Annotated in this window: 10 protein-coding genes; 4 read left to right on the forward strand and 6 right to left on the reverse strand. The window is 73.2% G+C overall.

From position 1 onward, the window contains the following. Positions 1–37 precede the first annotated feature (37 nt). The 4 genes from iolC to Sspor_RS27480 are packed head-to-tail and all read left to right on the forward strand — an operon-like array spanning position 38 to position 5,260. A complete protein-coding gene (iolC, locus tag Sspor_RS27465) occupies positions 38–1,003 on the forward strand; it encodes a 5-dehydro-2-deoxygluconokinase (RefSeq protein ID WP_373318833.1) in 966 nt (321 codons plus the stop codon). Then, positions 987–1,877, forward strand: a complete 891-nt coding sequence (gene iolB, locus Sspor_RS27470) for a 5-deoxy-glucuronate isomerase (protein ID WP_373318834.1) — start codon at positions 987–989, stop codon at positions 1,875–1,877. Before iolC ends, iolB begins: the two co-directional genes overlap by 17 nt. Continuing rightward, complete coding sequence (gene iolD, locus Sspor_RS27475) at positions 1,874–3,748, forward strand: 3D-(3,5/4)-trihydroxycyclohexane-1,2-dione acylhydrolase (decyclizing) (RefSeq protein WP_202201507.1); 1,875 nt, start codon at positions 1,874–1,876, stop codon at positions 3,746–3,748. The genes iolB and iolD overlap by 4 nt, the downstream gene beginning before the upstream one ends. Before the next feature lie 12 nt (positions 3,749–3,760). Further along, entirely contained in the window at positions 3,761–5,260 is a 1,500-nt protein-coding gene (locus Sspor_RS27480; RefSeq protein ID WP_202201508.1) for a CoA-acylating methylmalonate-semialdehyde dehydrogenase, read from the forward strand. Between the two features lie 110 nt (positions 5,261–5,370). Here the strand turns inward: Sspor_RS27480 and Sspor_RS27485 are convergent, their stop codons facing one another. The 6 genes from Sspor_RS27485 to Sspor_RS27510 form a co-directional block, all read right to left on the reverse strand. Then, on the reverse strand, positions 5,371–5,541 hold the full coding sequence (locus Sspor_RS27485; protein ID WP_202201509.1) for a hypothetical protein: 171 nt from the start codon (positions 5,539–5,541) through the stop codon (positions 5,371–5,373). Between the two features lie 676 nt (positions 5,542–6,217). Continuing rightward, positions 6,218–7,276: a WxL protein peptidoglycan domain-containing protein gene (locus tag Sspor_RS27490; RefSeq protein ID WP_202201510.1), complete on the reverse strand. Its 1,059-nt coding sequence runs from the start codon at positions 7,274–7,276 to the stop codon at positions 6,218–6,220. Positions 7,277–7,368: 92 nt separating this feature from the next. Further along, positions 7,369–8,664, reverse strand: coding sequence for a hypothetical protein (locus tag Sspor_RS27495; protein ID WP_237404048.1), 1,296 nt, complete (start codon positions 8,662–8,664; stop codon positions 7,369–7,371). 213 nt (positions 8,665–8,877) lie between these two features. Beyond that, complete coding sequence (locus Sspor_RS27500) at positions 8,878–10,104, reverse strand: S8 family peptidase (RefSeq protein WP_237404049.1); 1,227 nt, start codon at positions 10,102–10,104, stop codon at positions 8,878–8,880. 160 nt (positions 10,105–10,264) lie between these two features. Further along, on the reverse strand, positions 10,265–11,977 hold the full coding sequence (locus tag Sspor_RS27505; RefSeq protein ID WP_202201512.1) for a serine/threonine-protein kinase: 1,713 nt from the start codon (positions 11,975–11,977) through the stop codon (positions 10,265–10,267). A 172-nt stretch (positions 11,978–12,149) separates the two neighbouring features. After that, entirely contained in the window at positions 12,150–12,584 is a 435-nt protein-coding gene (locus Sspor_RS27510) for a GNAT family N-acetyltransferase (RefSeq protein WP_372499657.1), read from the reverse strand. Positions 12,585–12,664: the final 80 nt, after the last annotated feature.

The following is a 12,664-nucleotide window of genomic DNA, read 5'->3' on the forward strand; positions in this document are numbered from 1 at the left end:
GCCACCTTAGGGTGGAGGACCAACAGGAGGACTGACTGTGACCGGGACCGGCGATCCGTTCGCGTTCGACCTGATCACGATGGGCCGGATCGGGGTGGATCTCTACCCGTTGACGGCGGGCATACCACTGGCCGAGGCGGAGACGTTCGGCAAGTTCCTGGGCGGCTCCCCGACCAACGTGGCCGTCGCGGCGGCCCGCCTGGGGCGCCGGGTCGCGGTGATCACCCGTACCGGCGCAGACCCCTTCGGCGGGTATCTGCGCTCCGAACTGAGGGGGTTCGGGGTGGACGACCGGTGGGTCGCCGAGGTCCCCGGGCTCCCGACCCCCGTCACCTTCTGCGAGATCTTCCCGCCCGACCACTTCCCGCTGTACTTCTACCGGTCGCCCAAGGCCCCGGACCTGGAGATCGCGGTGGACGAGGTGGACCTGACGGCGGTACGGGCGGCCCGCGTCTTCTGGATGACGGGGACGGGCCTGAGCGAGGAGCCCTCCCGGGCGGCGACACTGGCGGCGCTGGAGGCCCGCGCCCGGACCGGGACGACGGTCTTCGACCTGGACTGGCGGCCGATGCTGTGGCGGGAGAAGCCCGAACCGTACTACGAGCGGGCGCTGCGCTCGGCGACCGTGGCCGTGGGCAACGTGGAGGAGTGCGCGATCGCCACGGGCGAGTCCGATCCGCACGCGGCGGCGCGGGCGCTCCTCGCCGCGGGTGTGGAACTGGCGGTGGTGAAGCGCGGCCCGGAGGGCGTGCTGGCGGTCCACCGCGACGGCACGGTCGCGGAGGTCCCACCGGTACCGGTGGAGGTGCTCAACGGGCTGGGCGCGGGAGACGCGTTCGGTGGGGCGCTGTGCCACGGGCTGCTGGCGGGGTGGGAACTGGAACGGGTGATGCGGTACGCGAACGCGGCCGGGGCGATCGTCGCCTCGCGGCTGGCGTGCGCGGCCGCGATGCCGTTCGCGGACGAGGTGGAGGAGGTGGCAGGGCGTGCCGGTGGTGTCTGAGTGGCGCATGGAATGGACGAGGCTGATGGTCCTCGACCTGGCCCCGAGAGAGGTGTACGCGCATGCGTGCGGGGAGGCGGAGTGGATCGTGCTCCCGCTGTCGGGCGGATGCGAGGTCCGCTGCCCGAATCCGGCCCCGACGGCGTTTGGGGCGCGGGGCCCGGGGCAGAGCCCCGGGAACGGACCGGAGGTGTTCCAACTGCACGGACGGACCGGGGTGTTCGACGGACCCACCGACTTCGCGTACCTGCCCCGGGACGGCCACGCCGAAATCGAAGCGGCCGCCGGAGGGCGCTTCGCCCTCGCCGGAGCCCGCTGTGAGACGCGCCTCCCCGCCCGCTACGGCCCGGCCGGAGCCGTCCCCGTGGAGCTCCGCGGCGCCGGTCACTGCTCCCGCCAGGTCAACAACTTCGCCGCCGCCGACTCCTTCCCCGCCGACCGTCTCATCGCCGTCGAGGTGCTCACGCCCGGCGGGAACTGGTCCTCGTACCCGCCCCACAAACACGACGAGCACCACCCCGGCGAGGAGTCCCGCCTGGAGGAGATCTACTACTTCGAGATCGCCCCGCACGGGGACACCCCCGGGCTCGGCTACCAGCGCGTCACCCCCTCCCCGGCCGGGAAGACCGACATCCTCACCGAGGTGCGCACCGGGGACGCGGTGCTGATCCCCGACGGCTGGCACGGGCCGTCCATGGCCGCCCCCGGGCACGACATGTACTACCTGAACGTCATGGCCGGACCGGGCGGGACCCGCGAGTGGCTCATCCGCGACCACCCCGACCACGGCTGGATCCGCGGCACCTGGGACGGCCAGGACATCGACCCCCGGCTGCCCTACCCCACGTACCCCCGAGCGGAGGACCACCGGTGAGGCTCACCGTCGCGCAGGCGCTCGTCCGCTTCCTGTCCTCCCAGTACACCGAGCGCGACGGGCACCGGCACCGGCTGATCGCCGCCACCTGGGGGATCTTCGGGCACGGGAACGTGGCCGGCATCGGCCAGGCCCTCCTGGAGTCCGGCCCCGAGGCCATGCCGTTCCTCCAGGGCCGCAACGAGCAGGCCATGGTGCACGCCGCCGTCGGATACGCCCGCCAGTGCGGCCGCCTCTCCGCGCACGCCGTCACCACCTCCATCGGGCCCGGCGCCACCAACCTCGTCACCGGCGCCGCCCTCGCCACGGTCAACCGGATCCCGGTCCTGCTGCTGCCCGGGGACACCTTCGCCACGCGGCCCGCCGACCCCGTGCTCCAGCAGCTGGAGGTGCCGTACGCCGGAGACCTCTCCGTCAACGACACCCTGCGCCCCGTCTCCCGCCACTTCGACCGGATCACCCGCCCCGAGGCCCTGATCCCGGCCGCCCTCCAGGCCGTACGGGTGCTCACGGACCCGGTGCAGACCGGGGCCGTCACCCTCGCGCTGCCGCAGGACGTGCAGGCGCAGGCGTACGACTGGCCCGAGGAGTTCTTCGCCGAGCGCGTGTGGGGCGTGCGCCGGCCCCGGCCGGACCGGCACGAGCTGGCCCGCGCCGCCGAGGCCGTACGGGGCTCCGCGCGCCCGCTGATCATCGCCGGCGGCGGGATCCGGCACAGCGAGGCCCGCGCGGCCCTGGCCGCCTTCGCCGAGGCCACGGGGATCCCGGTCGCCGTCACCCAGGCGGGCAAGGGCGTCCTGCCGTACGGGCACCCCGAGGACGTCGGCGGGATCGGCCACACCGGGACCTCCACCGCCGCCGCGCTCGCCCGGGAGGCCGACCTCGTCATCGCCGCCGGAACCCGGCTGACCGACTTCACCACCGCCTCCGCGACCCTCTTCCAGAATCCGGCCGTCCGCTTCGTCGGCCTCAACCTGGACCCGTACGACGCCCACAAACTCGCCGCCCTGCCCCTGGTCGCCGACGCCCGCGAGGGGCTCGACGAGCTCCGGGTCGCGGTCGCGGGCCACCGTACGGACCCGGCGTACGGGGCCGCGTACGCGGCGGAGCGGGGGCGCTGGGAGAGCCGCGTCGAGCGGGCCTACGCCGTCCCGGAGGGGCAGGAGGACACCGCGCCCACCCAGGCCCAGGTGCTCGGGCTGCTCGACTCCCTGGTCGACGGCACCGACATCCTGATCAACGCGGCCGGATCCCTCCCCGGAGACCTGCACAAGCTGTGGCGGGCCCGGTCCCAGGACCAGTACCACGTCGAGTACGGGTACTCCTGCATGGGCTACGAGATCCCCGCGGCCATCGGGGTGGCGCTGGCCGCCCCCGGCCGGCCCGTGTGGGCGCTGGTCGGCGACGGGACGTACCTGATGAATCCGACGGAGATCGTCACGGCCGTCCAGGAGGGGATCCCGATCAAGGTGGTGATCCTCGACAACCACGGCTACGCCTCCATCGGCGGCCTGTCGGGAGCGGTGGGCGGCGAGGGCTTCGGCACCGCGTACCGGTTCCGGGCGGCCGGCTCCGGCTACACGGGGGACCCCCTTCCGGTGGACCTCGCGGCCAACGCCGCCTCCCTCGGAATGGCCGTGATCCGCGCCCGCACCACGCGTGACCTGCGCGAAGCCCTCGCCGAGGCCCGCACCGCGACCCGCCCCACATGTGTCTACGTACAGACCCGAACGCCCGACACTGTGTCGGGCCCACCCCCGGCACAGGCGTGGTGGGATGTTCCTGTGGCCGAGACCGCGACCCGCAAGGCCGCCGCCACGGCCCGTGAAGAGTACGACCGGCAAGCCGCTCAGCGACGTCGCCATCTGTGAAGGAGCAAGGCAATGAAGACCGTCAACCACTGGATCGGTGGCAAGACCGTCGAGGGCGCGTCGGGCAACTACGGCCCGGTCACCGACCCGGCCACCGGCGAGGTCACCACGCAGGTCGCGCTCGCCTCGGCCGATGAGGTCGACGCCGCGGTACAGGTCGCCCGGGAGGCCTTCCTCACCTGGGGCCAGTCCTCGCTGGCCGCCCGCACCAAGGTGCTGTTCGCCTACCGGGCCCTGCTGGACGCCAACCGCGACGAGATCGCCGCCCTGATCACCGCCGAGCACGGCAAGGTCCACTCGGACGCGCTGGGCGAGGTCGCCCGCGGCCTGGAGATCGTCGAGCTGGCCTGCGGCATCACCACCCAGCTCAAGGGTGAGCTGTCCACCTCCGTCTCCAACCGGGTGGACGTCTCCTCGATCCGCCAGCCGCTCGGCGTCGTCGCCGGCATCACCCCCTTCAACTTCCCGGCGATGGTCCCGATGTGGATGTTCCCGCTGGCCGTGGCCTGCGGAAACACCTTCATCCTCAAGCCGAGCGAGAAGGACCCGTCGGCCGCCAACAAGCTGGCCGAGCTGGCGAGCGAGGCCGGTCTGCCGGCCGGCGTGCTGAACGTGGTCCACGGCGACAAGGTGGCCGTCGACGCGCTGCTCGCCCACCCCGGCATCGCGGCCGTCTCCTTCGTCGGCTCGACCCCGATCGCCCGCCACATCCACACCACCGCCTCGGCCAACGGCAAGCGCGTCCAGGCCCTGGGCGGCGCCAAGAACCACATGCTGGTGCTGCCGGACGCCGACCTGGACGCCGCCGCCGACGCGGCCGTTTCCGCGGCCTACGGCTCGGCCGGCGAGCGCTGCATGGCGATCTCCGCCGTCGTGGCCGTCGGCGCGATCGGCGACGAGCTCGTCGAGAAGATCCGCGAGCGCGCCGAGAAGATCAAGATCGGCCCCGGCAACGACCCGACCTCCGAGATGGGCCCGCTGATCACCGCCGCCCACCGCGACAAGGTCGCCTCGTACGTCAAGGGCGCGGCCGACCAGGGCGCGGACGTCGTCCTCGACGGCACCGGCTTCACGGTCGAGGGCAACGAGAACGGGCACTGGATCGGCCTGTCGCTGCTGGACCGGGTGAAGACCGACTCCGACGCCTACCGCGACGAGATCTTCGGCCCGGTGCTGTGCGTGCTGCGCGCCGAGACCTACGAGGAGGGCGTGGCCCTCATCAACGCCTCGCCCTTCGGTAACGGCACCGCGATCTTCACCCGCGACGGCGGCGCCGCCCGCCGCTTCCAGCTGGAGATCGAGGCCGGCATGGTCGGCGTCAACGTCCCGATCCCGGTGCCGGTGGGCTACCACTCCTTCGGTGGCTGGAAGGACTCGCTCTTCGGCGACCACCACATCTACGGCAACGACGGCATCCACTTCTACACCCGCGGCAAGGTCGTCACGACCCGCTGGCCGGACCCCTCCGAGGGCCACCTCGGCGTGGACCTGGGCTTCCCCCGCAACCACTGACCCACCCCGCCCCCAGCAGCCAGCAACCCCCGGCCACCCCTCACCGGCCGGGGGTTCCCGCTGTCCCCGGCCACAGTTCCTCAAGCCTGCTGTCCCCGGCCGGGTGCCTGCTACTTCCGCTTCCAGAAGGTCATCAGCTCGGCAAGGGCCCGGATGATCTCGGGGCGTGTGCGCGGCGGGGCCTTGTAGAGCGCGATCGTCAGGCAGCTGATGAACATGAGCGCCAGCACCAGCAGGAACCACAGCAGCAGCATGCCGCCGTTCAATGCCAGCTCACCCATAACGGACCACATGAACGTCTCCCGGGACGTCTCAGGTCGTCTTCGTGGGAGGAATGCCCGACTGTGTCAGAACAGCACGGAGCGACCTCAACGAAGACAGACGAATCTGTCGGAAGCACAGCGCCCGCACGACTGTGCTCCGCCCGTGGAGGGCGTACTCGTTGAGGTCGGAGACGGCAGGGTCCGACCTTGCAGCTTGCGTTACTACCAATCACAACGTGGGCTGCGGGCTGGCACACGCACGCCTGGGGGCGTGCATGCGAAATGACGCATGTCGGGACTTGGGGCCGCGTTGCCCCATCGCCAGACGATCCTCTGTGTGCCTCCGGTACCGCGCTCACGCGGAAACCGGCGGGAGTTGGACCCAGCATCACGCTGGACTCCCCTGGCGGGCCACACGCGAGAAACCGTAGTCGTCCGCGCACGCTGAGCACAACTCACCAGGCCACAGGCGAGGGAGGCGACAGGCCTTCGCTCCTGGGCGTGACGGCGCCGCGATCGTTTCCGGCGGCGCGGCTCAGCACGACATGGGTGAGCCCCCGCGCGGGTGAGGCGCGGGGGCGGTCCGACGGCCAGGGCACCCGGGAGCCCCCGGGCCGCAGTGCAGGCGTTGCATGAGGTGCCTACCCGCCCGTCGGTGAGGGCGAAGGAGGTCACCCGGGGGCATGCGCGCCGGTCAGTGCGTTCCGGCCACGTCCGGTACGGACTGCGGCTGTTCGGGCGCCGCGCGGCGCCGGCGGCGCAGCGCCCACACCGTGGCGCCCGCGCCCGCCAGTACCAGGAGCAGGCCCACGGCCGGCCAGGGGACGGCGACGAACTCGGTCCCGGACTCCGAGACCAGATCGGGGTGGGCCGCCGCGCCCGCCGTGACCTTGACGGTCACCCAGTCCGACTGGGGGGCGTCCGGCCACGGTTCCGTCAGCTCGATCCGCTGACCCGGCAGCAGGCTCAGCTTCAGCTCTCGGGCGGGCCGGTCCAGCACCTGGCGCCCGAACAATCCCTCCGCGGACACCGCCACCCGGGGCTCGACGACCACGTTGCCCCGGTTGACGAGCGCGTACGAGACGGTGGCGCGGGCGTCGCGCACCCAGGGCAGCAGCGGCGCCGAGCGGCTGACCCGCACGTCCTCCACGCTCAGCCCCGCCGTGACGGGCCCCGGCACCCGGAAGTACAGCCGGGCACCCACCGAGCGCTTCACCCCGACCTGGACCTTGCCCTCCTGCTGTACGCCCTCCACGGCGGTGCCGAGGGCGACGATCCCGCCGACGTGGTCACCGGGCGTCGCGTCCGCCGGGACCTTCACGGTGAACGGGATGTCCTTGCGGCCCTTGGCGGGCACGGTGACGGTGCTCGCGGTCTCCGGTGCCAGCGTGACCCACGCGCCGACGTCCTTCGGCTTCGTCTCGACCGGCAGCAGCGCGAAGGCGCCGCCCGCCGGGGTGTTCACGGCGTCGGTGGCGAAGACCTGGAACGTCAGCTCCTTGTCGGAGGAGTTCACGATCGTCACGCTGTCGCCGAGCGTGCTCCCGGCCGCGCCCTGATGGAAGAAGTACGCGCGGTCGGTCATCGCCGCCCCGGCCGCCGGCGTCGGGAAGACCCCCCACGTGCCGTTGTCCGCGGCGCTCGCCACGGTGGGCGGCAGCAGGCCCGCGCCGCCGGACAGCAGGCCGAGGAGCAGACCGTACAGGAGGGTGCGGATACGGCTACGAATGCGGGTGCGGGCGCGGGTGCGCATGGGCGGTCTCGTCTCCGGTGGGCGCGGAAAGGGGAAAGGGGTGGTGCGGCGCCGGAGCGCCGCACCACCCTGGGGCCGAGCGGCCGGACGGGTCAGGCGATCGAGAAGGTCACGACCGTCTGGTAGGTGTCCGCGAACATGAAGGGCGGGAGCTGGATCATCCCGGCGCCGCCGACGGCGAACTCACCGCCGGTCAGCTCGTCCCCGCCGGCGGCCTGGGAGGCCACCTTCATCGGGACGTCGGAGATCGCGCCGGGCGTGCCCGCGGTGCACGTGCTCGGGCTGTCCGGGTTGGTCACGGTGCAGGACGGCTGGATGCCGATCTGCGCCTTCGCCATCGAGTGGCCGGTGGTCTGGTTCAGGAACGGCGTACGCGTCGCCGTCACGTCCCAGCCGAGCGAGCCGCCGCGGAAGTCCTGGACGGTCGCCGCGTTGAAGACGCCGACCACCGACTGGGCCTTTCCGTTGATGGTGACCGCGCCGAAGCTGACGGCCGGCTGGCCGTCCTTCGGGCCGAGGGCCAGCGGCCCCGGCAGGACCTCGACGTCGACCGGGTTCTTCACACCGGCCTGCTCCTCCAGGAACACGAAGGCCTTGTACGGGGTGATCGAACCGTCGATCCTGATCGCGTCGGCCTTCTTGGTGACCGTGATGTTGCAGGTGGCCGCGCCGGACGCGTCGGCCGTGCCCGCGCCGGTGTCACCGGTCACCGCACCCGCGAGCAGGGCGGAGCAGGTGACGGCGCCGGCCGGGAAGTTGGCGCCGGTCACGGTGACGGCGGTGCCCGCCGGGCCGCTGTTGGGCGTCAGCTTCGTGGTGACCGGGTCCTTGGGCAGGGCCTCGACCGCGACCGAGCCGAGCGAGGCACTCGGGCGCGGCGCCGGGGTACAGGTGGTGGTGAACACCGAACCGGAGAGGTCCGCGTCGGTCACCGCCAGGTCGAGGGCGACCTGGACCGTGGTTCCCTCGGTGCCGTCCGGAATCCGGATCGTTCCGGAGAACGCCTTGGGGTCGAGCGGCTGCCCGGCCACGACGCTGACGGTCTCCGGCGGGCTGGTCACCACCTGGGTGGTGGTACCGACCTTGAGGGTGATCTTGGAGGTGTTCACCGTGGTGACGGAGAACCCGGGGATCAGCGGGCTCGCGCCCGGGTCGATCGTGATCGGGACGACGTCGCCGGCCTTGGCGCCGTCGGGCAGGGTGACCGTCCAGTTCTGGTTGCCCGAGCCGTCCGGCTGCGGCGCCGGGGCGTCGCAGTTCTCGAAGACAGCCGTGGTCTTGGTCGCGGCCTGCGCGGATCCCGTCAGGGCCACCACGCCGCCCGTCAGGGCCAGAGACAGGGCTCCCGCCCCGGCCAGCACTCTTCGTCTGAGCGTTCTCGTACTCACTGGGTCGCGACTCCTTCGTCATGACGAACCCCTCCCCCCACCCGCTGTGTGGGGGAGGCCGAGCCGGTGCGGTGGCCGATATTGACGCGTCGCCGTGATGAGAAGTCAATGACTTGCTTTCGCCCGAAGCACACAGAAATTGATGGGCCATCAGGGGGAGTCTGATGGCCCATCGGATACCGACCGGTCGGGGCGGGCCGGGCGCGGTTCGGACTAGCGCGCGGTGGGGGTGTGGAGCAGCAGGTTCGGGGTGCCGGCCGGGAGCTGCGCGATCCGGTCGGGTACGGCGCTGTGCAGCAGTTCCTGGGACACCCGCGCCGGGGTGCGTGCCGTACCGCGGGCCAGGATGAGTGCGGCGACCCCGGCCACGTGCGGGGCGGCCATCGAGGTGCCGGAGGCGCGGGCCGTGGCGGTGGCGGAGTCCTTCCAGGCCGAGGTGATGCCCACGCCCGGAGCCGAGAGGTCCACGCAGCGGCCGTGGTCGGAGAACGGCGCCCGCCGGTCCTGGGCGTCGGTCGCGCCGACCGTGATGGCCTGGGGCACGGCGGCCGGGGATCCGCCGCAGGCGTCCCTGCCGTCGTTGCCGGCGGCCGCGGTGACGGTGATCCCGGAGGCCACGGCCCGGATCACGGCCGTGTCGAGGGCGCGGCTGCGGGTGCCGCCGATGCTCAAGTTGGCCACGGCCGGGGTGGCCGGGGCCTTGGCGGCGTCCTTCACCACCCAGTCGAGACCCTTGAGGATCGCCGACAGGCGAGCGTCACCACGGCAGTCGGCCACCTTCACCCCGACCAGCGAGACCCCCTTGGCCACCCCGTACGTCGCCCCGCCCACGGTCGCCGCGACGTGCGTGCCGTGGCCGCTGCAGTCGCGGGAGCTGCCGAGGAACACCGCGTTGTAGCCCGTGCGGGCCCGGCCGCCGAATTCCAGGTGGCCGGTGTTGATGCCGGTGTCGACGACGTAGACGGTGACGCCCTCGGCCCTGCCGGGGTACGTGTACGAGCCGTCGAGCGGGAGTTCGCGCTGGTCGATCCGGTCCAGGGACCAGGGGGCGGGAGCCTGCCGCAGCACTTGCGGTTCGGGGGCTCCGGGAGCTCCGGGGGTGTCAGGGGTGTCGGTGGCGTCGGTGGTGTGGAACCTCGCGTCCGGTTCCACGGAGGCCACCCGGGGGTCGGCGGCCAGGGCGGCGGCCCGGCCGGCCGTCGTGCGGACGGCGAAGCCGTTCAGGGCGGCGTCGTAGACGGCTCCGACCTCGTCGCCCGCGTCCGCGGCCTCGGCGGCCAGGACGCGGGTCGGCGCGCGCGAGGTGGTGTCCTTGAGAACGACGACGTAGGAGGCGGTGGCGGAGCGGAGAGCCGCAGGGGCGCCCGTGACGGGAGCGGTGGCGGTGGTGGCCGCCGCGAGAAGGGCGGCGGCGGGGAGCAGTGCGGCGAATGCGGTCATGCGGCCGATGCTCTGCGAGCGGTGGCGCGGGCGCGCGGAGGGTGCGCCGAGCGGGCGCACGACACGCCGACCCGCGGGTGGATCCCGGCCCGCGCCGGGACGGCACGCCCGGACCCGGCACGCCCGGGTCCGGCACGCCCGGACCCGGACGGTCGCTCCGTCAGGCCGCCCGCCAGACCGTCATGTCCGCCCTCAGGGAGCTCGGGAGGCCCAGGTCCGCCGTCCACGGAGTCGACTTGAGCGTGAGCACGAGCAGCGCGATGTCCCCCGTCGCGCGGTGCTTGACGCAGAACTCGCTCCCGGCCGCTGCCGAGCCCAGGTCCTGGCTCCGTGTGGCCGTTCTCCCCTCCACGGCGGTCCGGCAGGAGTCGAGGGAGCCGTGCGGCTTGCCCGTCAGCTGGGCGATCACACTGGTGTCGCTCTCCAGCGCACAGCCCACGTCCTCGCAGTTCAGGCGGAGGTCCCCGGAGCGAGTGGCGAGCTGGACCGGTTCCTTGAGGGCGATCGAGTTCTCCTCGTCCAGGACCAGCGAGGGGTAGGGCACGGCCTTCGGGGGCGAGCTCGGGGACGGGCTCGCCGGCGGACTCGGGTTGGGGCTCGGGTTCGCGTTCGCTTTCGAGTCCGGCGAGGATCCGGTGCTCTTCCGGGTCGGGTCGCCGCTCGCCGGGCGGGTCGGCCCCGTCGGTGTCTTCTCGGTGGCCGGGGACTTCGCCCGGTCGCGCAGGCCGTCCATCGCCTTGTCCGCGACCGACCAGAGCCCGCCCAGCATCAGTGCGAGGGTAGCCACCGACGCCGCGGCGATCAGCGCGTTGCGCCACCGGCGCTTGCGCCGTTGCCCCGGTTCTTCCGGAGCCGACGGCTCCGGAGGCTGCCACACCTGGTGCAGCGTGTACGGCTGGGCCGCCGGCGCGAGGGGCGAGGCGGCGGGGGCCGGGCCCGGCTCCGGGGCCGGCTCCGGTACGGGTACGGGTACGGGTTCCGGGACCGTCAGCTCCGGTCCGGTCACCTCGCGCCAGAGCGCCGGGCCGCCGTCCTCGTCGGCGTCCTCGCCCAGTTGCTTCCGGCACCACGCCACGATCTCCGCGGGGGTGGTCCGCTCCTGCGGATCGATGGCCAGGCACCGGGCGATCAGCGGACGCAGCTCCTGCGGGATCCGGGAGAGGTCGGGCGCGGAGTGCACGATCCGGTACAGCACCGTCGCGGAGGGGCCGGTGCCGTACAGCGGCTCGCCCAGCGCGGCGAACGCCGCGGTCTGGCCCAGCGCGAAGACGTCGGCGGCTGCCGTGACCTCACCCGCCGACGCCTGCTCGGGGGACATGTACTGGGGCGTGCCGATGGTGGCGCCCGTGGCGGTGTGCGTGGTGGCGTCGGCGGACAGCGAGATGCCGAAGTCGATGACACGGGGCCCGTCGGCGGCCAGCAGCACGTTCGACGGCTTCAGGTCGCGGTGCACGATGCCCGCGCCGTGGATGGCCTGCAGGGCCTCGGCCACACCCGCCATCAGCCACAGCACGGCGGGCACCGGCAGCGGTCCGCGCCGGTTCACGGCCTGCGACAGCGAGGGCCCGGGCACGTAGAGGGTGGCCAGCCAGGGCGGCGTTCCGTCCGCGTCGGCGTCGATCAGCTCGGCGGTGTAGGCGCCGCGGACCCGCCGGGCGGCCTCCACCTCGCGGCGGAACCGCCGCCGGAACGTGGCGTCCTCGGCGAGTTCCGGACGTACCACCTTGATCGCCACCGGGCGGCCGCCCCGGGTGTGCGACAGGTAGACCCGGCCCATGCCGCCCGCGCCGAGCCGGGCCGCGATGCGGTATCCGGCCACGGTGGACGGATCGTCCGCCCGTAGCGGCTCGAACACCTCGGTCGCGCTGTTCATCGGCCTCCCCCGATCCCCTGGCCGCCCGACGGGCCGACCAGCGAACACCCTAAGCGCCGGGCAAGGGCCGGAGGTTGCCGGGGAGGCGGTGCGCGGAGGGGTGTGCGGGGCGGGTGCGCGGGCGGGTGTGCGAGGCGGTGTGCGGGTGGTGCGCGGCCCCCGGGCCCCGGCGCTACGGGGCGAGGGGCCAGCCGCGCATCGAGAAGACGCCCTCGTCGCGGGCGCCGGCGGCCCCGTACGTGGCAAGGGCGGCCTCATTGTCGGTGTCCACCCCCACCCACATGCCGTAGCAGCCGCGTGCCCGGGCCTCCTCGGCGAGCGCCAGGGTCAGGTCGCGGCCGATGCCGCGACGGCGGTACCCCTCGTCCACGGAGAGCTCGTACAAGCACATCTCGGTGCCCTTGTCGGGGTGGCTCATCTCGATGCCGGAGACCATGCCGGCGGGCACGCCGTCGACGTAGGCGATGAGCATCACGTGCCCCGGGGCGGCGAGGAAGCGCTCGGACCACTCCGTGCGGGCAGGCCCGTCGAAGAGGGACTCGGCGGCTGTGAGCTCGGCGGAGGTGAGGGCCCGGCGGATGTCCATGGCGGCCACGATAGTGCGCACATGACGGATGGTCAGCCGATGGACGGCACGGCGTGGCGGCCGCGGCACACGCCCGTGCCCCGGGTGGCCCGTAGCCTGTC

Origin of the sequence: Streptomyces spororaveus, assembly GCF_016755875.1 — a bacterium.
In the GTDB taxonomy this organism is placed as follows: Bacteria; Actinomycetota; Actinomycetes; order Streptomycetales; family Streptomycetaceae; genus Streptomyces; species Streptomyces spororaveus.

Excerpts from the sequence above, each read along its gene's own strand:
- Sspor_RS27505 (WP_202201512.1), bottom strand. The coding sequence starts at position 11,977 with ATGAACAGCGCGACCGAGGTGTTCGAGCCGCTACGGGCGGACGATCCG.
- Sspor_RS27490 (WP_202201510.1), bottom strand. The coding sequence starts at position 7,276 with ATGCGCACCCGCGCCCGCACCCGCATTCGTAGCCGTATCCGCACCCTC.
- Sspor_RS27485 (WP_202201509.1), bottom strand. The coding sequence starts at position 5,541 with ATGGGTGAGCTGGCATTGAACGGCGGCATGCTGCTGCTGTGGTTCCTG.
- Sspor_RS27480 (WP_202201508.1), top strand. The coding sequence starts at position 3,761 with ATGAAGACCGTCAACCACTGGATCGGTGGCAAGACCGTCGAGGGCGCG.
- Sspor_RS27500 (WP_237404049.1), bottom strand. The coding sequence starts at position 10,104 with ATGACCGCATTCGCCGCACTGCTCCCCGCCGCCGCCCTTCTCGCGGCG.